At 58.5% G+C, this 20,945-nt stretch carries 17 protein-coding genes, 3 pseudogenes and 1 riboswitch; of the genes and pseudogenes, 17 read left to right on the forward strand and 3 right to left on the reverse strand.

Translation table 11 applies throughout. The annotated features are described in order from the left end of the window. The first annotated feature begins 642 nt into the window (after positions 1-642). The 8 genes and pseudogenes from ACLGL5_RS11815 (at position 643) to ACLGL5_RS11850 (ending at position 7,892) form a co-directional block, all read left to right on the forward strand. A pseudogene (locus ACLGL5_RS11815) lies at positions 643-1,061 on the forward strand (DUF269 domain-containing protein). 25 nt (positions 1,062-1,086) lie between these two features. Then, the gene (locus tag ACLGL5_RS11820) at positions 1,087-1,290 is read left to right on the forward strand and encodes a CCE_0567 family metalloprotein (RefSeq protein ID WP_027033222.1); all 204 of its coding nucleotides are present in this window, start codon (positions 1,087-1,089) and stop codon (positions 1,288-1,290) included. Beyond that, positions 1,287-1,604: a ferredoxin III, nif-specific gene (gene fdxB / locus ACLGL5_RS11825; RefSeq protein WP_069091088.1), complete on the forward strand. Its 318-nt coding sequence runs from the start codon at positions 1,287-1,289 to the stop codon at positions 1,602-1,604. The genes ACLGL5_RS11820 and fdxB overlap by 4 nt, the downstream gene beginning before the upstream one ends. A 37-nt stretch (positions 1,605-1,641) precedes the next feature. Continuing rightward, entirely contained in the window at positions 1,642-1,962 is a 321-nt protein-coding gene (locus ACLGL5_RS11830) for an exopolysaccharide production repressor protein (protein ID WP_069091089.1), read from the forward strand. Between the two features lie 1,752 nt (positions 1,963-3,714). Continuing rightward, entirely contained in the window at positions 3,715-4,275 is a 561-nt protein-coding gene (locus ACLGL5_RS11835) for a hypothetical protein (protein WP_069093279.1), read from the forward strand. Positions 4,276-4,309: 34 nt separating this feature from the next. Further along, positions 4,310-5,296: a S8/S53 family peptidase gene (locus ACLGL5_RS11840; protein ID WP_245307033.1), complete on the forward strand. Its 987-nt coding sequence runs from the start codon at positions 4,310-4,312 to the stop codon at positions 5,294-5,296. 220 nt (positions 5,297-5,516) lie between these two features. Beyond that, on the forward strand, positions 5,517-6,476 hold the full coding sequence (locus ACLGL5_RS11845) for a S8/S53 family peptidase (protein WP_083246555.1): 960 nt from the start codon (positions 5,517-5,519) through the stop codon (positions 6,474-6,476). 402 nt (positions 6,477-6,878) lie between these two features. Beyond that, positions 6,879-7,892 carry a 1-aminocyclopropane-1-carboxylate deaminase gene (locus ACLGL5_RS11850; RefSeq protein WP_069093281.1) on the forward strand — a complete coding sequence of 338 codons (1,014 nt, stop codon included), beginning with the start codon at positions 6,879-6,881 and terminating at the stop codon, positions 7,890-7,892. A 578-nt stretch (positions 7,893-8,470) separates the two neighbouring features. Here ACLGL5_RS11850 and ACLGL5_RS11855 read toward each other — a convergent pair. Both ACLGL5_RS11855 and ACLGL5_RS11860 read right to left on the reverse strand, forming a co-directional pair. Then, on the reverse strand, positions 8,471-8,635 hold the full coding sequence (locus ACLGL5_RS11855; protein ID WP_171903244.1) for a hypothetical protein: 165 nt from the start codon (positions 8,633-8,635) through the stop codon (positions 8,471-8,473). Between the two features lie 288 nt (positions 8,636-8,923). Then, complete coding sequence (locus ACLGL5_RS11860; RefSeq protein ID WP_069091091.1) at positions 8,924-9,244, reverse strand: iron-sulfur cluster assembly accessory protein; 321 nt, start codon at positions 9,242-9,244, stop codon at positions 8,924-8,926. Between the two features lie 893 nt (positions 9,245-10,137). Here ACLGL5_RS11860 and ACLGL5_RS11865 point away from each other — a divergent pair. The 6 genes and pseudogenes from ACLGL5_RS11865 to ACLGL5_RS11890 form a co-directional block, all read left to right on the forward strand. Continuing rightward, positions 10,138-10,362: pseudogene (locus ACLGL5_RS11865) on the forward strand (IS701 family transposase); the annotation flags it as partial. 163 nt (positions 10,363-10,525) lie between these two features. Next, a riboswitch (glycine riboswitch) is annotated at positions 10,526-10,616 on the forward strand. A gap of 139 nt (positions 10,617-10,755) precedes the next feature. After that, positions 10,756-11,997: a D-amino acid dehydrogenase gene (locus ACLGL5_RS11870; protein WP_069091093.1), complete on the forward strand. Its 1,242-nt coding sequence runs from the start codon at positions 10,756-10,758 to the stop codon at positions 11,995-11,997. A gap of 183 nt (positions 11,998-12,180) precedes the next feature. Continuing rightward, positions 12,181-12,694 (forward strand): annotated as a pseudogene (locus ACLGL5_RS11875) (IS110 family RNA-guided transposase); the annotation flags it as partial. A 352-nt stretch (positions 12,695-13,046) separates the two neighbouring features. Further along, entirely contained in the window at positions 13,047-13,499 is a 453-nt protein-coding gene (locus ACLGL5_RS11880; protein WP_069091094.1) for an Lrp/AsnC family transcriptional regulator, read from the forward strand. 193 nt (positions 13,500-13,692) lie between these two features. Further along, positions 13,693-14,661: an aminotransferase class IV gene (locus ACLGL5_RS11885; RefSeq protein ID WP_083246557.1), complete on the forward strand. Its 969-nt coding sequence runs from the start codon at positions 13,693-13,695 to the stop codon at positions 14,659-14,661. A gap of 380 nt (positions 14,662-15,041) precedes the next feature. Next, positions 15,042-16,241 carry a glycine C-acetyltransferase gene (locus ACLGL5_RS11890; RefSeq protein WP_069091095.1) on the forward strand — a complete coding sequence of 400 codons (1,200 nt, stop codon included), beginning with the start codon at positions 15,042-15,044 and terminating at the stop codon, positions 16,239-16,241. Between the two features lie 174 nt (positions 16,242-16,415). On the opposite strand, the gene ACLGL5_RS11895 is transcribed toward ACLGL5_RS11890, so the two are convergent. After that, entirely contained in the window at positions 16,416-17,000 is a 585-nt protein-coding gene (locus tag ACLGL5_RS11895) for a hypothetical protein (RefSeq protein WP_171903245.1), read from the reverse strand. A 507-nt stretch (positions 17,001-17,507) separates the two neighbouring features. Here ACLGL5_RS11895 and ACLGL5_RS11900 point away from each other — a divergent pair. From ACLGL5_RS11900 to ACLGL5_RS11910, 3 genes are read left to right on the forward strand one after another with little or no spacing between them, the layout of a single operon-like run. Then, positions 17,508-19,112, forward strand: coding sequence for an ABC transporter substrate-binding protein (locus tag ACLGL5_RS11900; protein ID WP_069093283.1), 1,605 nt, complete (start codon positions 17,508-17,510; stop codon positions 19,110-19,112). A gap of 3 nt (positions 19,113-19,115) precedes the next feature. After that, positions 19,116-20,057 (forward strand): ABC transporter permease, encoded by a 942-nt coding sequence (locus ACLGL5_RS11905; protein ID WP_494372907.1) that lies wholly within the window; start codon positions 19,116-19,118, stop codon positions 20,055-20,057. Between the two features lies 1 nt (position 20,058). Then, entirely contained in the window at positions 20,059-20,940 is an 882-nt protein-coding gene (locus tag ACLGL5_RS11910) for an ABC transporter permease (protein WP_069091097.1), read from the forward strand. Positions 20,941-20,945 lie beyond the last annotated feature (5 nt).

Here is a 20,945-nt window from a genome sequence, read left to right on the forward strand (position 1 = left end):
GGCTTGTGAGGTTTTCGAGGCAGAATCATGCATTTACTGCGGGCAAAGCGCTGGCATGACGTTTGCTGGTTGAGATCGGCAATACTGAGTGAGGCTGATCGCATGAGAACACGCAAGGCTTTGATGGTCTCCTAACCGGTGTGTCCCGTTCTGAGAGAAGAACCAGCTAGCGCATAAACGTCAGGAAAGGTGTGGGAATGGAGAACAACATGTTGCGTAGAGAGTCCCCGGCTCCTCTGATCAAAGTGGACAACTGGCTGCGTGGCTAACCTCTCACGAACTTTCAGCCCGGCAAGGTGTAGGGATGACAAGTGGAATGGACCCCTGGTCAATTCGCCCATTTTCTGCGGCGCGCCCGCAGTAACTGTGTCCATGGAGCACAGGGTCGACGGTTTGCTCCAGCTCAGGGCTCGGACCTTAGACTTCCAACCGAATAGCCGCGGCGGCGATATTCGACGCGAATTTGGCCCGCCGTTGAAGACGTCACAGTCCAGGACCTGTTCAAGGTCGGCCACAGGGGCAGCATTTACGTGGAATCGGCCTGGCGAGGCCGGACGTCGGCTGCGTAAGCGGGCCCGAAGTCGGCGTAACCGAAAGCAGAAATCCTCCGTTGAGGACGAGACCTGAAATTGAGGAAACGAAATGTCTCACGCAGCGCTTGGCCCTGCCGTCAACAAGGATGGCGAGGCCCTTGCCCGCCCGTTCGTCAAATGCCTCCTGCGGCTGACCCGTGCTCAGGATTTCCACGGCTCATGCCAACGGAAATCGGACACCGGGCTGCTGGCCGATTTCATTATCATCGAGGAACTGCGCCGGAATATCCACTCATTGGCAATCCGGATCCGGACGTGCTGTGGAGGCTCGACATGTTTTAGACCGTAGCGGAGCTGGCGATCGAGGGGCGCTCAGGCGTGATGACATTGTCAACAACAGAATCAAACGTCTGTCGAGACGTCTACCGGTTCGGCTTCGAGACTCTCCGGAAACTCGCGGACACCGGCGCGAAACTGGTCGGCGATGCGACTGCAGCTATTGCCTATCCCGACGTGGCGCGGGCGTGAAGAAATCCATTTTCGAGGAAGGATCATGTCAAACCTGGATGAGATGGCGAAGAAAGTCCGAAAGCTTCAACTGCGCGCGGCAATTGCCAAGACGAACTTGCGCGACCTTGCCGAGGGTCTCCCGGTCAAATGGATTGAGATAGAGGAAGTCGCCGAGAAAACGCATGCCGTTTATGCCGAGTTGGATGGTGCCAGGAGAGAGCTTGCCAAAATGAAGACTTTGCGATGAGGAGCAAATTCATCAGCCGCGACGGCTCCATATGGGTGCCGGAATATCTGATCGCTATCGATGGCAAGATCTGTATCGGCTGCGGCCGCTGCTTCAAAGTCTGCTCGCGGGAGGTCATGCATCTTTACGGCGTCGATGACACGGGTGAAATCCTCGGCGCCTGCGACGCCGATGACGACGATTTCGACGGTGAGCTCAATCGTATGATCATGGTTGTCGACCATGCCGGCCGCTGCATTGGCTGCGGAGCCTGCGGCCGCGTCTGCCCAAAGAACTGCCAGACCCATCTCGCGGCCGACCAGATCGCAGCATGAGCTGCATAATTTGACGAGACAAAATCAGGAGAACGGCATGCGCTTCATCATCTTTTGTCGGCTCCTCGGGCTGGTCCTGTGCGGCAACGCTGTGACGGTTTACTTCGCCTCGCATTCGTTCCGTCTAGCAGTCGTCACGACGCTGGGCTGTTCGCTACTTCTTCAGCTGGGCTATTTCGCAAGTGTGCTCTTTCTGATTTGGCGATCGAGCTGCGCTGGCAAAGTCGGGCAAGGGGCTGAGCTTTTCGATGGGTCCCAGGAAGTTCGGTACCAGTCGCGCGACGATGAGCATAGGAATGAAGCTCAAGATGTGCCACAGCGCAATCAAACGCTCGGCATATCGCTGCTCCTCCCTTGAGGCGCCGTAACAAGATCAGGGCTCAGATTCGTCACTTTGTTCAAGTTTGATTATTGAGGTCATGGCCTGGTATGGTCGGACGGCATTCTCATCGTTCTAACGCCAGGGGAATGCAGTTTCGGTTCTCCGGGCAACGGTAGTCGATCGCAGCGCGCGGCACGCGGGTTGCTTCATCTCGAAGGCGAACGAAGCGCCGGAAAACTTAACATGTGTGAAGGCGGCACATGTCCGGCTCTGCCACAGCCGTATGATGAGCTTCAAGAACCGCGCCTGACGCGCCCACCGCCCAAACAATCCGCACTCGCCGGGCTGCGCAACCCGACCAGCTCCGCCCGGCGAGCGCTCCTCGTCGCGCTTATGCAAGCGGAGGCAATAAGTGGACGCCGATCTGGAGTGCGGCCCTGAGGGTGGACAGATATCAGGCTGCTGATTTGCCAGTCTGCCGGATGTGTTGATCCTCGAACTGCTGTCCGCATCCTCGGCGACATCGCCGTATCGCCGCTCGAGCTCTTGGCATTGCCATGTCGTGCGACGGGCCTGCTGTCGCCCGCTGCCGCGCGGATATCTTGCACCCTATTTACCTCCGTGCCGAGGCGACCTGGCCCGCGATGTTTTCGAAGCACCGCCTGAGGGCGCTCGAGTGCCTCAATGAACTAAGTCTGGGCCAAAGCCGGAAAAAACGCGTCTAACCTTCGTTCTTCGTGGGCTCGACGGCTCACTTGCTGGGGCGTCACATCGCGAGGTCGCCGAAGGGCTGATTGGCCTACGGCGCGGCCATGCCGATTGTGGCGATCCTCGCGATCATCTGCCCGCCACATTCGCCGCGCCGTCTCTCGTGGCCGCGCCCTCTGCATTGAAGGTAAACATCCGCCCTGTCCGTCAGCCTGCGAACAGTTCGGAGCTAAAACCCGGTCACCACCAGTTCGCCAGGTCGAAATGGCATCGAACGGCCTGGTGAGTGCGCTCTGGTTAAGGTGTAGGTCGATGCCGAGAGGCCTCGTTCGGCATTGTCCGATAGCCGACAATGTCGGGTACGCAACGTAGAGGAAGCTGACTCTCGGGTGTTTTTTAAATGCTTTTGGCTTGGCACGGCAGATGCTCGTTATTGCGCAAAACGCACGGATTGAGTGGTCCCACCGCCACGAAAGTCGCTAGCTTACGCCGCCTCCCAAGGCGAACCCGGCCCGGCAGGGAGCTCCGTCTCTGCCGGGCATGCCTTTTCAGACGATTCGCGTACAGAACTTCAAATTGGGCGGCGCAATGTCCGACTGAAGAGGATTGCGTCGAATGGAAAATGAAAGCCGTTTCGAGGCTCTCCGACGCATGGCTGGAGCGAGAAGGGAGTGTTGCCATACGGGAGGGTTCACGCTCAGCGTGTTCGTCGATATCCGGCAATTGTGTCGGCTTTGTCGGTTCGACGACACGGCCTTGGTTGGCCGGCGTCTTGGACGTTTTGTCTAAGCCGCTGAAAACAAACATACTATTCCTTCTATGGCGCCGTCATCTAGATCGGCATGAATTTTGTTGGCTTCCGTTGAGAGGGCGGGAGCTGCTTGCCAGGGAGAGCGAAGAGATGGCTCGGGCGAAATTGAAGGACGGGAGATCACAGATTTGTTGCGAATGAACACGTTGGCCGCTGGCGGCCATGCGTCTGCGGCTGGACCCTCCGTGTGGTTTGAACATGCGGCAAGGGACTGCAGTACGCGTGTCGATCACATGATTTGCTGGCGGATCCAACGAGGGGGGTTGCAGATGTGCATACGGTCGGCGAGTTACGTCCTGTTCGTGATGGCATTCTTCGCCAGCCCGATAACTGCGAACGGACAGGAGACCAGCCTTGTCGGCATTTACCAGGGTTCGGAGCTAACCGCGGCCGCCAACCATCTGGAACAAGGCGGATACGAGCTGTCGGGCGGTACCAAAGTGTCTTTCGACAAGTGGTACCATAGCAAATGGATCGACATGCGATTCGAAATGTTGACGCAGCTGTCGGATGATTTCGGTCTCCTGTGGGGTGCGAGCACCGGCCAACATGCGGAAAAGGTCCGAATCGAGCCAGGTGTGAAACTCGGCCTTATTCTGCAAAAGCGACCGACACCGTCCACGACGCTTTCTCTCACCGTCAGTTCGATTTTGGGCGGGAACCTGACGGAACGACCTTGCACGGCTGACTATGGCGCCGTCAGCGGCTTCCAGACAGTGAATTGCCGTCTGGCCGCGTCGCAACTCCGGCCTGCGGACACGCTGAAATATATGGCAAACATCAATCCAAGCCGATTGAAACTCGATCTCCGGTTCAGGGGTGAATTCTAGAGATAGGGAAAGGCATAGCCGGTACATTTCGTTGATGAAGAACAATCCAGACAGGAAGTCTATTATGCACAAAACACAATTGTTCCCGGCAGGTTTCGTTGTCGGTCTTATAGCGTGCCTGTTGGCTGCACCCGGTTTCGCGGGTGATCTCGATGCCGGTATCAGCCGCAAAGGAACGACCGGTACTCCAGCCGCGGAAAGCAGTAGCTCGGGCTGTCCACAAAATGCCGACGGCACATTCTGCTGGATGAGCCCAGATATTGGTGAAGCATGGACATCAGGCTTTATCGGTTCCGGCGTATCGATAAATGTCATAGATGATTTCAAGGAACAGCCATTTGATGCAGACCTCGGTCGCGGTACGCAGAGGCAGCGACATGGAGATTGGGTCGCTGAAATTGCCGGCATGGTCGCCCCTGGCGCAAACATATTCAAGTATGACTATCTCGAGGGGTCTTCGATCGGGCTGCAGGACGGCCTCAATATCATCAATGCAAGCTACCGCATTATAGAGCCACTGAGCCAGCATCCGCGCGAGCAGGCGATCGTCGATGCCGCCTGGGCGGGCACTGCCATCGTCACAAAGAGTGCCGACAACCACAGCAACGAGGTAGGTAGGCCGCACGAAGGGGATTTCGATGGGCTAACCCTCGGGCTGATCGGGGCGCCATCGGCAATCTTCGTGGGTGCGCTCGACCATAATGGCACTCCCGGGAACAAGACGCGGCTGGCCCGATACTCGAATTATCCCGGCTCAAACCCCGAGGTGCGGAACCAGTTCCTGACCGTGGGTGTCGAGGGTGACAAGACTGGCCTATACGGCACGTCTTATGCGGCACCTGTGGTTGCAGGCTATGCCGCCATCCTTGGCAGCAAGTTCACGTCCGCAACTCCGACACAGATTACTAATCAGCTGCTGGATACAGCCAGGACCGATACGCTCGTCAACTACAATCCGGCGACTTACGGCCGCGGCGAAGCCAGCCTTTCGAGGGCGCTGGCACCCGTTTCGATCCACTAGACTGCCACCCTACCCTCATGCGCCCGAACGTGGGTGGATCGCGGCGCCCAGGCTGTGAATTGCCGTCTGTGGCGTCGCTGCTCCGGCTGGCGGACACGTTGAAATACCTGGCGAACGCTCATCTGAATCCGCTGAACATCGGGCTCTGGTTCAGAGGTGTTCTAGCCATGGTGAAACGCTTCGTCTTGTTGATGAAGAACAGTTCAAACAGGAGAGTTGAATGCAGATGAAGCGATTGTTGCCGGTGGCGTACCTTGCCAGTCTTGTCCTATGGACGTCGGCACCACCCGGTTTCGCCGATGACCTCCAATCCAGGCTCGCCGGCGATGGAGGAGCTGCAAGGCCAGCCATGGACGGCAGCAGCTCGCGTTGCCCACAAAATGCCGATGGCACCTTTTGCTGGATGAGCCCGGACGTCGGCGCAGCATGGGCCTCGGGCTATAATGGGTCTGGCGTGTCGGTAACTGTCATAGATGACTTCACAAGTAACATGGGACAGGAGGGGGATCTCGGCCATGGCTCCCAATGGCGGCAACATGGGCAGTGGGTCGCTCAAGCAGCCGGCATGGTCGCACCTGGCGCAAACATAACCGAGCTTGACTATTCGGAACAAGTTCCGCTCACGCTGAAGCAGGGCCTCAATGTCATTAATCTGAGCTATGGCCTTGAGGAACCAGTGAGCGGGTACCGGCTTGAGCAGTCGATTGTCGATGCGGCTCGGGCGGGTGCTGCGGTCTTCACAAAGGCAGCCGGCAACGGGTCCGTAGCGGTAGATACCCTTGCCGATGGGGATATTGATTTCCTTTCTCTCGACCTGATTGGGAAGCAATCGGCAATCTTTGTGGGTGCGCTAGAGCGCAATGGCACTCCCGAAAACAAGGCAAAGCTCGCCTCCTATTCGAATTACGCCGGTTCAGATTCGGAGGTGCAGAACCAGTTCCTGACAGTGGGGGTCGATAGTGACAAGATTGGGCTATCCGGGACGTCTGTCGCGGCACCCGTGGTTGCAGGCTATGCCGCCATTCTGGGCAGCAAATTCACGTCAGCAACACCGACACAGATAACTAATCAGTTGCTGGATACGGCTAGAACCGACACGCTCGTTAACTACAATCCGGAGACTTACGGCCGCGGCGAGGCCAGCCTTTCGAGGGCATTGGCACCCGTTTCGATCAGGTAGACGAGCACTTCGATCGAGCAGCTGAACCTTCTGTGAGGCGTTGAGCGCCACAAAAATCGCCTCGCAGAATTCGCCTCGGCAACTGTGCGGTTCATGTCGGTCCAATCGCAGACAAGAACCACTGCGTTTTTATCGAAGTCTGTTGGTTGGCGGTCTGCCTGCGCTCGCAAAGCTGGCAAAAACGCAGATGCCGATCGCGTGTCGTCGTAGGTTTGCTAGGCGATGGTCGCCTCACCGCAGCATGCCGGCATGTGGATCGCTTCGTCTCAATCGCAAGGAAAGCGGTGGAAATCCCCAGGGCTCTGATGGAAGGTCGGAAAGCGCGGCCGACCAATCCAAGCGGCGCTTATGGAACGAGTTTTGCGGGGCTATTTCAGCTTAATGATCATCGCCGGAGAGAATATGCTGGAAAAATTCGAGCGTTACCCGCTCACCTTTGGACCCACACCCATCGAGAAGCTCGACCGGCTCGGCAAGCATCTGGGCGGCAAGGTGGAGATCTACGCCAAACGCGAGGACTGCAACTCCGGTCTGGCGTTCGGCGGCAACAAGCTGCGCAAGCTCGAATACATCATCCCCGACGCGATCGCGTCGGATGCCGATACCCTCGTCACCATCGGCGGCGTGCAGTCCAACCACACGCGCATGGTCGCCGCCGTTGCCGCCAAGATCGGCATGAAATGTCTCCTGGTCCAGGAGAGCTGGGTTCCACATGAGGATGTCGTCTACGACCGGGTCGGCAACATTCTCTTGAGCCGCATCTTGGGCGCAGAGGTGCGCCTGGTCGACGAAGGCTTTGACATCGGCATCCGGCACAGTTGGGAAAGAGCGCTCTATGAGGTCAAGGCAAGGGGCGGCAGGCCCTATGCGATACCGGCCGGCGCGTCTGTTCACCCGAATGGAGGCCTCGGCTATGTGGGGTTCGCGGAGGAAGTGCGCGCCCAGGAGGAACAGCTAGGGTTTGGCTTCGACTACATGGTCGTTTGCACGGTCACCGGTTCAACGCACGCCGGCATGCTCGTCGGATTCGCCAAGGACGGTCGACAGCGCAACGTGATCGGTATTGATGCCTCTGCTATCCCGGCCAAGACCAAGGCGCAGGTGCTAAGCATTGCCCGACATACAGCGACCCTCGTCGAACTCGGATCGGAACTTGCCGAGGATGACGTGGTGTTGCTCGAGAACTACGCGCACCCGCGGTACGGCATTCCATCCGAGGAAACCAAGGATGCGATCCGTCTGTGTGCGCGGCTCGAAGGTATGATTACCGATCCCGTCTATGAAGGCAAATCGATGCAAGGGATGATTGACCTCGTCCAAAAAGGCTTTTTTCCAGAGGGCTCGAGGATACTCTACGCGCATCTCGGCGGCGCGCCGGCGCTCAACGGTTATGGCTACACCTTTCGCAACGGCTGATGCTCGACAGATCTCGACGTGCTGTGCCTGGCGTAACAGCGCTGCGCCAAGTTTGTCCGAAGGCCTTTGGGAAACCGCAGTGGGTCGTTAACTGCCGCCGCGAGGTGAGGTCGTGGCGCTAGCATGCTTGCCAGTATTTGCCTGTGCTCAATGTGTCCTCGAGCCGCATAAGAAGGCAGCAGACATGGCCGTTTAACGTTTTTTGTCGCTTTGCGGGTGCGGCGATGATCGCCGTAAATTTGATAAATTGTAAGCCACCGAAGATGTCGCGCAGGCGCGGAGGCATCTACTTGATCAGATATGGAAGCTGTGACCAAGCGTCGTTGGCGAGCACATCGTCGGACACTCCTGGGCCAGCATGGGCGAGGGAAGAGGGTCCCCGCGAACGCACGCAAGCGTGACAGCGGGCAGGTCGGTATCCGGCTTAACGAGGGATTGCTCATACTATTGCGAGCGTCGACGAGACCGTCGTCCCTTCGGCAATCTATGACCAAAAGGCGCGTCCAGCCGGCCCGCGTGGCCTTCGGGCGGGTTCGTCCACCTTGCGCTGAGCATTACATGTGGAGAGGGGTTGGGTGCTATATATCGCCGACCTGCTCTATACCGAGGGGCGCGCGAGGGGAGGCGACGATGAGGGGGTTGTCCCCCCGAATCGCCTCTATGTACCCCTTGAGTGTCGGCAGATACATATCGGCCCGCTTCTCGATCTTCGAGACCGAGGGCTGCTTGAGCTTGAGGGTCAAGGCAATCTCTGCCTAGGCCAGCCGCGCGGCGGAACTCGCCGGGGCTCTCGAACTCCGCCGCCTCCCGGCGGTTCAGATGCCCTTGATAGCGTTTGTCCTATGGCGTGCTGATTGGTGGCCCGGAACCGGAAGTCGCATCTGGCCATTGCCATCGCCCGGGCGCTTACGAGACGCGGCAAAGGTGGGAAATGTCCCACTGCACGTTTTGTAGCTCGGTCCACCGTCGAGGCTCGATGCAAAAAACCCGTTCGGCCGAACTCCACACAAAATTAGGTGTCGTTGTGGCGGCTAGCCGAAGGACTTGCCGCAGGCGCATTTGTCCCGCGCATTGGGATTGTCGAAGACAAAGCCCGAGGACTCCCGGTCCGTAACGAAGTCAACGGTCATGCCGGCGAGATGGGGCTGGGAGTTTGCGTCAACGAACACCTTGAACCCGTCCGTCTCCATGATGGCATCGCCCTCCCGCGAGACGCTTTCCAGACCCATCAGGTATTTGAGGCCGGCGCAGCCGCCCGCCTCGACCTTGATGCGAAAGCCTTCCGCCCGTTCGTCGGCGCGGGAAAGCGCGGCCTTGACGGCGGCGACGGCGTTTTCAGTGAGTGTGATCATGGGACGATTTTCTTGCTGATGCATTCGCAAGCCGCGCAGCACAGAATGTGCCAGAGAAGAAATTCGATTAAAACAACTGGTTAGAGGATTTGGCGCCCTGTCTGACATCAACAATTGTCGGATGTCGAACAGAGTGAAACCTTGCGTACAAAAAGCGGCATCGGGCAAATCGCTAGCGTCGTCGCCTGAGCCAGCGTTTTCGATCATATGAATGTTAACCATTGTAAGCGTGGAACTCTTAGTCGTGCTGCGCTCCAAAAGCCGCGGCATCGTCACCACACGGTAAGGTGGCGAACACCGGGTGGTCGATAACCGCATCGATCGCGCCCGTGCTCGGCCCGTGGCCTGCGGTGCGGCCGTCACCTCGCGAGGGCCGACTAAGGCATTGTAAATGCCGTCAAGCCAGGTGGGCCAACGCGCCGTCCAGGGAACAGCCCAATCACCGGCACGGCCGCCACGGCCGCGATTAGAGACCGCGGTCAGTTCCAGTTCTGTCGCCAGTTCGCGGTCTGGCTCGTCCGCGTTCCAAAACGAAACTCGAGCGAGCCCCGGTCTCGCCGTCATATCGAAGCAGCGGCGCGACGTCTCTATCCCGCCCGCACCCGCACTTCGCTCGCGCTTCAGGCTACCGCCGCTGGGATCCTGGCACAGACACTCGCACCGCTGATGCCCCGATTTGCCAGCACGCTGGCGCGAGGGATCGACGGCATCTCAACCGAAACATGGCCACGGTCGGTCCAGAGGCTTGCGCCCGCAACGACCTTTGATCTCGGACCCATGCTGGCGTTCTATGCCAGAGCAGACATTCCTGTTCTCAATGAGGAGGGGGCATAATAGCCTATCGTAATTTCGACCAGATTTGGGCGGCAATCAAGCCGATGATGCCGTCTGCCGAAGCGGCCAAGAACGAGCTTTGCCTCGATCATAATGAGACCAGATCCTGGCGCGGCTGGCATCGGCATGTTTCCTTCGTTATGCTGGCCTTCGCCATGATGGCAACCGTGCGCCATCAGGCCAACAACGCGACGCCCCAAAAAACGAAACGGCGGGGCACCAGCCCACCCAAGCCCGCAGGAAGTGCGCCGCATCGCAAACCGCTTGGCACAACGACGCATTGAACCCGCATCGCATGGTCTTGCTGGAGACGCTGGTTGCCGAAGAAACGGGCATCCTCGGTTCACGCGTTTCAGCTTGCTGGCGAAAATGATGGGCATGTTTCACCGTTAAGCCGCGAGCTAGGGCTGTAACTATCGGTGGACGGAGCTATTAATAGACCGTTCAATAGGCAGTACGGGAGAGATCGGCATGTTGCCGACACCGACGGAGCAACCCCCCAAGGAAACTCTCAGGTACAAGCGACCGTGCTGCCGAACAATCTGGAGAGAGACGCCGGGAGCGTCCACCGAAGGGGAAAGCCGGGCCACCCGGTCAAGCTCTCAGGTACAGTGACAGATTTGGGGAAGAGCCGCGGGCCGACTGGCCCGAACCCATTGTCTTGTCTGGAGAGCGAAATGCCCAAGATTGTTGTGATTGGTGCCGGCATTATCGGTGTGTCGACAGCCTATACCCTTTTGGACCACGGCTATGACGTCACCGTGCTAGAGCGTCAGCGCTATGCCGCAATGGAGACTTCGTTTGCAAACGGCGGCCAGCTCTCGGCGAGCAACGCGGAAGTCTGGAACCATTGGTCGACCATCTTAAAGGGCATTAAGTGGATGGCGAGGCGCGACGCGCCACTCCTGATGAATCCGGCGCCGACATGGCACAAGTACAGCTGGCTTGCGGAATTTGTATCCCATATCGCGAAGTACCGCGAGAATACTGTTGCCACGACCCGTTTGGCTATCGCTGCGCGCAGGCACATCTTCGACATCGCTAAGCGTGAAAGCATCGATTTCGACCACGTTCGTCGCGGGATTCTACATGTCTATTGGGACAAGCCGGGCTTCGATCACGGCACGAAAGTCAACCAACTCCTCCTCGAAGGAGGCCTTGACAGGCGGCCGGTCACGCCTGGCGAGATCGCGTCCATTGAGCCGGCCTTGCAAGGCGCTTTCTATGGTGGGTTCTACACGCCTTCGGACTCAACAGGTGACATCCACAAGTACACCACCGGCTTGGCCCGAGCATGCGAACGGCGCGGTGGAAGTTTCCACTACGAAGCGTCGGTGACAAGAATTGAGCGACGCGGTCGTTTCAGGGTGACGTACTCGAGCCAGGCTGCCCCGGCGCAGGTTATCGAGGCCGACGCGATCGTCGTATGCGCGGGCTCGAACAGCCGTGACTTCGCGGCGATGCTGGGCGATCGTCTCAACATCTATCCTGTCAAGGGCTACTCGATCACGATACAGCTGGGGGGCAATGCGGCACAGGAAGCCGCTCCCTGGGTGAGCATCCTCGACGATAGGGCCAAAATCGTTACCAGCCGGCTTGGCGAAGCGCGCTTCCGTGTGGCTGGGACCGCAGAGTTCAACGGCCAGAACCTGGACATAAGGGATGACCGGGTAAGACCTTTAGTAGACTGGACGCGGCAACTCTTCCCGGGCGTCAACACGAACCACATCGTGCCATGGGCGGGCCTCCGTCCTATGAGGCCGAACATGATGCCGCGTGTCGGCAAAGGGAAAGCGCCGGGCGTTTACTATAACACCGGCCACGGGCACCTTGGCTGGACACTGTCTGCCGCGACATCAGCGATGTTGGCTGAGGTCGTCGCAAAAGATCTTCCTGTCGACAATCGACTGGTGGCATAGGAGGATAAGGTGGACCACCAGCAGCTAAACACTGTCCGCATCGAGACTGCCGGGCTCAAAATCGCGCGGGAGCTGCACGACTTCATGCGTGACGAGGCGCTACCGGGCACGGGCATCCGCAATCCTGGTGAGAGGCGTGAAAAGATGGCTGCTGTCGAGCACTCATCTGAAGGAGCACCGTCCATGGAAAAGACTGACATCGAATTCAATGCTGTAGCCACTGTCGGCCTCGATCTGGCCAAGCATGTCTTCCAGGTCCCACGCTGTCGACGCTGCCGGCCGTGTCGTCATGTCTCGTGCGCTGCGGCGCAAAGATGTGCTGGCATTCTTCGAGCGTCTACCGTCGTGCCTGATCGGCATGGAAGCATGCGGCTCGGCTCATCATTGGGCTCGCGAACTGGCAAGTCTTGGCCATGACGTGCGGCTGATGCCGCCAGCGTATGTGAAGGCCTATGTGAGTCGCCAGAAGAACGACGCCGCTGATGCAGCGGCCATCTGCGAGGCGGTGACGCGGCCCTCCATGCGTTTTGTACCGGTGCGATCGGTCGCGAACCAGGCTGCGCTTATGCACCATAAGGTGCGCGAACTTTTGGTGGCACAGCGTACGCAACTGCTCAATGCACTGCGCAGCCATCTGGCCGAGATCGGGATCATCGCCGCGCAGGGACCGAACAATGCTCGTGGTCTGGCGGTTCTCATCATGGAAAGCAACGACATGACCCGGCGATCATACGCTCGGCGCTGTTGCCTGTCGTGCGTCGGCTGAACGAACTCGATCATGAGATCGGACAAAGCGATCAGGCCATTCTGGCTCTCACCAGAGCCGATGAGACCGCGCGCCGTCTGATGAGCGTTCCCGGCATCGGTCCCGTCACCGCCTCTGCGCTTGCAGCGCCCATTGACGGACTCTTGGACCATTAGCGGCGGCGAATTCCTGCGGTCCGTAGGTCAAGATTGACTTAGCTATTTCAATTTTCAGGCCAAACTGCAATGTTTGCAGCACCACTTTAGGACGATTATTCAGGTTGCAATCACAGCGGGCGTTAGTCATGGATGACCTAGATCGAAGGATCCTTAAGGCTCTACAAAAGAACAACCGGCTCTCTTTTGCCGAACTGGCGGAACTGGTCGGTTCTTCGGCAGCGTCATGTATGCGTCGAGTTAACAAGCTGCGTTTGGATGGTGTGATCCTTGCGGACATCTCACTGGTGGATCCGAAGGCTTTTGGTAAGTTGCTCACGGTTGTCGTCACGGTGGAGCTCGACCGTGAGCGTCTTGACCTTGTCGATGAGTTCAAGCGCGCGATGCGCGCGGCCAAAGAGGTTACCCAGTGCTACATGGTTACGGGCGACGCCGATTTCGTGCTGCTCGTCTCCGTTGAGGACGTCGAGGCCTTTGACGTCTTCGTCAAGACAAAGCTCTATACCAACCCTAATGTCCGAAAATTCCGGAGCATGATTTCGCTTGATCGTGTCAAGTTCGAGCCACGCGTTGCGGAGTAGCGTAGGGCGGGTTGCGCTGAAGTCATCACTCCGGGCCGCTTTTTGAAACCGCCATTGCGCGTCCAGCATTAGATTGAGTTTTTTCGCCTTTTCAACCGTGCGATTTAGGACGCAGTTGATCTTGCGTTAGGACGGTGTGGGTTGCCCGACCGTTCCACGCGGGAAAGCAACCGTCCTGGTGTATGGAAGAAGAATGGCGCCCCCGATGACACAGCTCTTACCTGCGCTTCCAACTGTCGACAAGCATTACGTTGATCGAGGGCGCTACCCGCGCGGGGTTGCGTTCATGGATGGACAATATGTGCCGATGTCCGAGGCCAAGATCTCCGTGCTCGATTGGGGTTTCCTCCACTCCGACGCGACTTACGATACGGTGCACGTCTGGAATGGCAGATTCTTCCGGTTGGACTTGCACCTTGACCGGTTCTTCCAAGGTGTGGAACGGCTGCGAATGAAGCTGCCCTATGATCGTGAAAAAATAACATCGATCCTCAACGATTGCGTTGCTTTGTCGGGCCACAAATCGGCGTACGTGGAGATGATCTGCACGCGTGGATCATCGCCGACGTTCAGTCGCGATCCTCGCCAGGCGGAGAACCGCTTCATGGCATTCGCCGTCCCATTTGGGTCGGTTGCCAACGAGGAACAGCTGGAAAGAGGCCTGCATGTTGCAATCAGCGATACCGTTCGCATCCCGCCAAAATCGATTGATCCCTCAATCAAGAACTATCATTGGCTCGATCTCGTGAAGGGCCTTTTTGAAGCCTACGACATGGGGGCGGAAACAGCACTGATCCTGGATGCAAACGGGCACGTTGCGGAGGGCCCCGGCTTCAATGTGTTCGTTGTAGAGGACGGATCCCTGAGGACGCCAGCTTTTGGGGTGCTGCCAGGCATCACGCGCCGGACTGTCTTCGACCTTTGTGCCGAGATGGGGCTCCCGGCCACGGCTACTGATGTCAGTCGCGCCAAGATCAAAGCGGCTGACGAGGTATTCATCACGTCGACTGCCGGCGGCATTATGCCCGTGACGCGTATCGACGACTCCGCAATCGCTAATGGGCGCGTCGGACCTGTCACCCGCCGGCTCATGAATCTCTACTGGCAAAAGCACGACGATCCTGCATGGTCGACTGCTGTCATCTACCGGTCGTCAGAATGAGCCATGCGACAGCAAACTTGGCGATCGGAATCGTGACGGTGGCGATGAGCTATCGTGACGCAAACTCCAGAAAGCCAAGCCGGCGCAGTGCGCCCTGGATTTGGTTGGGTCCCCAAGGGTGCGGCAACTTGCTGCCGAGCCGGCGACGCTTACCTCAACGAGGCGACCGACCGCGCGAGATAGTGATGCCGGTCTGCTCGATGTCACAAATCCTGTGGGATAAGACGGGCTCGGAGCTGGCCCCTCTTCGCTCTTGTCTCGAACCGCGCGGGCGCGGGATTGACTGAATCGGCAGCCGTTACCATTCGGTGATGAGTGTCCAGTCCCCGCCGGTCAGTTCTTGTGAGGGCTAACGTCATGCCGTTCCTGCGGAGTTGCAGATGAGGAACGCCTTCATTGCCTATTTGTCGGCGGAACTAGCCGGCTTGAAGTCGGCGGGGCTCTACAAATCCGAGCGCGTCATCACCTCGGCGCAATCGTCGGAGATCGAACTCGAGGATGGCAGCAAGGTCCTGAATTTTGGTGCCAACAATTATCTTGGCCTCGCCGACAATGAAGATCTACGGATTGCGGCGAAGGCTGTGCTCGACCGCTATGGATACGGCATGGCGTCGGTCCGCTTCATCTGCGGCACCCAGGAAGAGCACAAGCAGCTCGAGGCGCGCATCTCCTCATTTCTCAAGATGGAAGACACGGTCCTCTATTCATCCTGTTTTGACGCCAATGGCGGCCTGTTCGAGGCGTTGCTCGGCGAGGAGGACGCGATCATTTCCGATACGCTGAACCATGCCTCGATCATCGACGGTGTCAGGCTGTCGAAAGCAAAGCGCTTCCGCTACGCCAACAACGACATGGCCGGGCTGGAGGCGCGGCTGAAGGACGCGCGGGATTGCCGCTTCCGGCTGATTGCCACCGACGGCGTGTTTTCCATGGACGGCATCATAGCCAACCTCAGGGGGGTCTGCGACCTCGCCGACAAATACGACGCCATGGTCATGATCGACGACAGCCATGCCGTCGGCTTTGTGGGCAAGAATGGCCGCGGCTCGCCCGAGCATTGCGGCGTCGAGGGCAGGGTGGACATCATCACCGGCACGCTCGGCAAGGCGCTTGGAGGCGCCTCGGGCGGCTACACGTCAGGAAAGCGCGAGGTCATCGATTGGCTTCGCCAGCGCTCACGGCCGTACCTCTTCTCCAATACGCTGATGCCAGTCATAGCAGGGGCGTCGCTGAAGGCGATCGATCTGGTCGAACAAGGCGATGCGCTACGCGAAAAGCTTTATGCCAACGCCGACCGCTTCCGCTCGAAAATATCGAAGGTGGGCTTCACGATTGCTGGTGCGAACCACCCGATCATCCCTTTGATGTTAGGCGACGCGTGCCTCGCGCAGCAAATGGCCGAGAAGATGTTTCAGCGCAGCGTCTATGTAACCGCCTTCTCGTTCCCCGTGGTGCCGAGAGGTCAGGCGCGCATCCGCACGCAAATGTCTGCCGCGCATACGAGCACGGACATTGACCGCGCCGTCGAGGCCTTCACCGAGGTGGGCAGGGAAATGGGAGTCATCCCATCTCGAACATAAGCCAACGCTGAAGTCTGGAACCGCTGGCGGCGATTCTCAAGGGAAACAGGTGGATGATCGAACGCGACGCGCCACACCTGATGAGCCCGCCCCCAGTTGGCACGAGTGCAGCTGGCTGGCGGAATTTGTGGCGAACATTGCTAGGCGGAGTGGACGGATTTGAGCAAGATGAAGCTAGCGGCGAGTGCGACGATGGATGGGAAGTTTCGCTTTGTCTTTTCGCAGCCTAAGGCAATGCACTTGGAGCGCTTGATCTTGCCGACGGCCTTTTCGAGCGGGCTCGGCCCTTGTATAGTGCCTTTGCGAAGAATGCCGGCGTGTCCCTTTCGTTGACCTTGTGCGGGATGACGGGAATTGCGCCGCGATCCGTGCCTCTTGCCGGTTGGCCTTGCTGGCATAGCGCTCGTCGCCGATGACAGCACGCGGGTCGGTATCGGGGCCGAGCCCGAGCAGGATGGGAAAGTGCGGCGCATCAGCCTTCTCGCCACCGGTCAGGTCGGAGGCGATGGGATGCCCGTCGAATCCGTCTTCAGGTGGATTTTGGTCGAGAAGCCGCCTCTTGCTCAGCCGGTCGAAAGCGCTTCCACACGCTGTTCCACTTGCCGAACCGCTCCGGCAGCGCCCGCCAGGTGATGTTGTGAATCGAGAGCAGCGCTTCCAGAAATAAAATAGCCGATCATCCCGGCTGTTGGCACCGCGCTGTGGCAGCGACGGGCGGAACTCGTTCGCCCAATCCGTATCCTCCATCTTGGTGCACATGCCGACCTCCAAATCAGTGGGCAACATATGGGTCAGATAGAAATCGCTCCGGGAACACGTGAACCAATACCTGTCAATTCGTCCACATGGCCTAACTGTCGCGAAGATACTGTAAAGACGACAAAGCTCGCGATCATGGCACGAAAGCACATGTCTGTTGATCGCCGAGCGGGAAGAGATTGATTTCGATCACGTTCCCCGTCTCGCGTCTGGCGCACCGCTTGAAAAATTCCCGTCTCTAACGCTCGTGGGTCTGCAACCGACGATAAGCTTTCGCGCCAGCGGAGGCTGAGATATTTCAAACTCCGTCACTTTGTGGGGCCTGTATTTCAGCAGTGGACACATTTTGGTGCAAACTGCACTCCGCCCGGGTGCTACAATTTCCCAATTGCCACCACCCGTCAGGCGCTTGTTAGGAACGACAAAGGAATCCTGCTCTGGTGGCGTCCGCAAAACTCGAAAAAAGCGCGGATCAACCGCGCCATGAACACGAAAGGGGAACCGAATATGGAAATCTCTCGACGCAGTCTCATTAAGCTGGGCATGGCCGCGGGAACGGCTTTGTCGATCCCGTCGGTCTTGCGGGCGCAGGCGGCGCCACCGTTTGAACGGACGGTCCGTATGGCGCTAGGTGACCTCAAAGTCTTCGATCCGATCTTTACGACCGATACGTCCACCCAGATCCATGGCCTGGCAATTTACGATACGTTGTTTGCGCCCGACTCCAAGTCATTGCCGCAGCCGCAAATGGTGGGGAAGTGGGGTGTTTCCGATGACAAGAAGACTTATACATTTGAGCTCCGGGATGGCTTGGCTTGGCACGATGGTACTCCCGTTACCGCAGCCGACTGTGTCGCGTCGATCCGCCGATGGGGTCAAGTGGCTTCCGGTGGTCAATTGATCATGGCGCGAGCCAGCGATATATCAAAGAAGGACGAGAAGACTTTTACTATCACGCTCAAGGAGCCGTTAGGGCTGCTGATAGATATATTGGCGACGATTTCTGGAAGCTTGCTGTACATCATGCCCGAGAAGGACGCTGACCGGCCTGCAACCGAACAGGTTACGACGAATATCGGATCGGGGCCGTTCACCTTCAATAAGGATCTTGCGAAACCGGGTGCGACTTTTACCTATGATCGCAACGAAAAATACGTGCCGCGCAAGGAGGCTTCCGACGGATTTGCCGGAGGGAAGATCGTCAAGGTCGATCGCGTCATCTGGGACGGCATTGCCGATGACCAAACTGCTTTGGCAGCCTTGCAAGCGAGTGAGCTTGATTTCGTTCGGTTCCCACCTGCTGACCTTTACTCAACGATCGAAAGCGACTCCAGTCTTGCACTCCAGGTTCTGAATAAGTCGGGCGTCGACATGTGCCTGCGCATGAACCACCTGCAGACGCCGTTCGCTAACGTGAAAGCGCGCCAAGCGATGCTTCACCTAATCGACCAAGAGGCGTTTTTGCGCGTTACGGCGCCTGACTCCAAATATGGCCACCCTGTCACTTCGATATTTGGCAACACCACGCCTTATTCAAATGACGAAAATACCAGTTGGCACAAGAAGGGCGGCGACCCGGAAAAAGCCAAGCAGCTCTTCAATGAGGCGGGATATGCCGGTGAGAAGATTGTCATTCTTCAGCCCACGAATTGGGCGGCCGGCAACAGCGCCTCGCAGCTTTTGGCGGAGAACCTGCGAAAGATTGGGATCAATGCCGAGCTTGCACCGAGCGACTGGGGCGGCGTTGCCGCCCGGCGGGCAAACAAAGGTCCTGTTGAGAGCGGCGGCTGGAGCATCTTCATTACTGACGACCCCGAGCCGGTGCAGGCCGATCCCATCTCAGCAGTGTTCCTGAACGCAAGCGGCGAGAAGGGGTGGTTCGGCTGGCCGAAGAACGACGAGTATGAGGCTCTTCGCGCCAAATGGCCTGACGTGGAAACGCTGGATGAGCGAAAGGCGTTAGCTCGAAAGATGCAGCAGATCTGGTGGGAGTTCGTAGGGGACGTGCGGTTGGGCCAGATCGTGACGCCAATCGGGCGGCGCCAGTCGCTCACAGGACTGATCGAGGTATCGTCAGATGTCGTTCCATTGTGGAACATAGAGAAAGCGTGACGCGTGTCCGTCTACATTCTACGCAGATTGGTTTCGACCATCGCTGTCATGGCGATGGTCGGAGCCTTCGTCTTTCTGCTTCTCCGGCTCGCGCCGGGAGATCCAGCAGCCATAATCGCCGGTAAGTCGGCCACGGCGGAGATGATCGCCGCCATTCGGGAGCGGCTGGGACTGAACGAAGCTTTGCCCGTTCAATTCGTACACTGGGCATTGGGCATCCTCAGCGGTGATTTTGGGATCTCAATTTTTTCTGGCCGACCGGTTCTCGAGCTCATCTCGCAGCGGCTTGAACCGACCCTTTCCCTGTCGAGCCTGACCATGATCCTTTCGGTGACGGTCGGAGTCTCTTTCGGTATCCTCGCCGCGTGGCGAACTGGCGGGATCATCGACCAACTCCTCGCGGCCTTTTCGGCGTTTGGCTATTCCGTCCCGGTCTTTGTCATCGGTTATTTTCTCATATATTTCTTCGCCATTAGGACACACTGGCTACCGGTCCAGGGATATGCGCCGATCGATAGTGGCCTCGGGGGTTGGTTTGTGCACCTGATCCTTCCCACCGTGGCTTTGGGTCTTGGCTACATTGCGTTCATCGCCCGGGTCACGCGGGCGAGCATGCTCGAGGTCCTGTCGGAAGACTATATGCGAACGGCCGCCGCCAAGGGCGCTTCGTCCTATGCCATGCTTTTCCACCACGCTCTGAAGAATGCCGGCGTCCCGATCCTGACCGTCATCGGCATAAGCTTCGCCTATCTGATCGGCGGCGTCGTCCTCACGGAAACGGTGTTCAACATACCCGGTATCGGTCGTCTGGTCGTCGATGCGATCAACAATCGCGACTATCCCATCATCCAGAGCGTGCTCATCCTAACTTCGGGTCTGTACGTCCTCATCAACCTCACGGTCGATCTGGCTTACACGCTGATCGATCCCCGTATCCGGTACTGATATGAGCCTCCTCTCCGCACAAGTTGAAGCCGTGCCGATGGGTCGGCTGCGGCCAGCCGAGGTTCCCCGTCTGGCAAGGCGGCACCCGCTGGTCCTGGTCGGCGGCGGCCTGTTGGCGCTCCTGATCATGCTGGCGCTCGCTGCCCCGCTTTACGCCGGCGACCCAGTGAACATGGATCCGTTCAAGCGCCTCCAGCCGTCGTCCGCCGAGATGTGGTTCGGGAGCGACAATCTCGGCCGGGACGTGTTTGCGCGAACGATTTTCGGCGCCCGCATCTCCCTCATGGTCGGATTGATGTCGGCGGCGTGCGCGGCTCTTGCCGGGCTTCTGATCGGTGTCGTTGCCGGCTACAGCCGCAGTTTCGACAATGTCGTCATGCGGGTCATGGACGGCCTGATGTCGATCCCCACGATTCTGCTGGCGATTGCGCTCATTTCTCTGACAGGACCGGGAATCGGCATCCTTATCGTTGCGATCGCAATCCCTGAGACGCCGGCCGTAGCGAGGCTGGTTCGTTCGGTGGTGCTGGGTGTTCGCGAGCGTCCCTACGTGGAGGCGGCGGTCTGCGGCGGGGCGCCCCTGCCCAAGGTGCTGTGGCGACATATCCTTCCCAGCACCATTCCGGCGCTCATGGTCCAGGGCGCTACTGTCTGCGCCAGCGCGATCTTGACGGAGGCGGGGCTGAGCTTCCTCGGCGTGGGTGTGCCGCCCGAGATTCCGAGCTGGGGTAACATGATCGCCAGTTCGCGCCTATATCTCGCTATCGTCCCATTGACGATCTTCGCCCCCGGTATCTGCCTTGCCGTCACGGTCCTTGCCGTCAACCTGCTCGGGGATGGTTTGCGCGACATGTTCGATCCCCGCGCCAAGCGGAGGCGCTAACGTGC

Source organism: Mesorhizobium sp. U510 (genome assembly GCF_059180695.1).